The organism is Neisseria gonorrhoeae (genome assembly GCF_003315235.1).
Taxonomy (GTDB): domain Bacteria; phylum Pseudomonadota; class Gammaproteobacteria; order Burkholderiales; family Neisseriaceae; genus Neisseria; species Neisseria gonorrhoeae.
Genome location: NZ_QNRU01000070.1, coordinates 1 through 1,397 on the forward strand (window position 1 = coordinate 1; position 1,397 = coordinate 1,397).

The 1,397-nt window shown below is 40.9% G+C and carries 1 protein-coding gene and 1 pseudogene; both read left to right on the forward strand.

All coding sequences use genetic code 11. The annotated features are described in order from the left end of the window. The first annotated feature begins 254 nt into the window (after positions 1 to 254). Positions 255 to 578: an HAD hydrolase family protein gene (locus DFR77_RS12675; RefSeq protein ID WP_003689613.1), complete on the forward strand. Its 324-nt coding sequence runs from the start codon at positions 255 to 257 to the stop codon at positions 576 to 578. Next, positions 532 to 1,185, forward strand: a pseudogene (locus DFR77_RS12680) (TIGR01621 family pseudouridine synthase). The gene DFR77_RS12675 and the pseudogene DFR77_RS12680 overlap by 47 nt, the downstream one beginning before the upstream one ends. Positions 1,186 to 1,397 lie beyond the last annotated feature (212 nt).

Genomic DNA, 1,397 nt, shown 5'->3' on the forward strand with positions numbered 1-1,397 from the left:
AAAAAAAAAACCCCCCCAAAAAAAAAAAAAAACAACATATAAAAAAATTATGCCCCCTTCCGGGAGCAACCAATTCACAACACACCTCTCTTTATTTTTTTTTATAGAAAAAAAAAAAAAAAAAACCCCCCCCCCCCCCCCCCCGTCAATCGAAATAATTCCCGTATTTTAATGTCGTATTGTTCCTGTATATTTAGTGATGTGATAAGTATAGTTTATTTTTTGAGGTTTTTATGAATTTACCTTTTCGGGCAATGGTGTCTGATTTAGGTGGCACACTTTTAACACCTGAACATTTAGTGGGTGATCTTACCATTGATACTCTGAGAGTATTAGAGCAAAAAGGCGTAGATATTATTTTGGCAACAGGACGCAATCATACCGATATGTCATCCATTCTTGGAAAAATCGGTGCGGAACGTGCGGTTATGATTACATCAAACGGTGCTCGTGTACGGGATTTACAGGGTAATTTGCTTTATAGCAATAGTTTGCCTGAAGAATTAGTTCTCGAGCTTTACAAAACATCATATGTGGGAAATCTTATTCAGATACCAAGATTTTGTCGCCATCAATAAACCTCAAGGCATATCCGTCCACCGTTCCGGCGGCGAAGTCAGTCTGACGGCAACACTTGCGGCACAGTTGGGCGTAGAAAAGGTATGGTTGCTGCACAGGTTGGACAAGCAGGCCGGAGGCATATTGCTGTTTGCCCTTAATCCCCAAAGTGCCGCTGTTCTTGCCGCACAGTTTGCCGAAAGGAAAATGAAGAAAACCTATTTGGCTTTGTCCGACCGCAAACCGTCCAAAAAACAAGGATGGATAAAAGGCGGCATGGAAAAATCCAGGCGCGGGATGTGGAAGCTGACGCGCAATATGGAAAATATTGCCGTTACCCGGTTTTTCAGTATCCGCATCAGTGAAAAAATGCGGCTGTTCATCCTTGAGCCACATACGGGTAAGACACATCAGTTGAGGGTGGTAATGAAGAGTCTGGGCAGCTCTATATTTGGGGACAGCCTGTATGGAGGAACAGAATCCGAAACTATGTTCCTGTATGCGTGAAAAATACAATTTACCTATCAACAACAAGAAATCGAAATTACCGCACCTTTGAAAAATGCATGGCAGGCCGAAAATATCTCTCATGCACTGGAAGAATTTTATATGGCAAAAGCAGGTTAATAGATATAAATCAATTAAAACAATATGATAAATATTTTTATAAAATTTTTTCAAAAAACGGTTGACCGCAAATCTCTTTAAGCGTATAGTTCAGTTCGTCCGTCGCTGCCGAAGCGACGGACGAACTGAAAAGTATAGCACGGAATGTCGGAAATATCGAGAGATATCTTAGACAGGCGGAAGGAATACTTTATAATTTCGCAACGCTCTTT

What these genes read in the sequence shown, in the direction of transcription:
- DFR77_RS12675 (WP_003689613.1), top strand. Translation starts at nt 255, where the DNA reads ATGGTGTCTGATTTAGGTGGCACACTTTTAACACCTGAACATTTAGTG.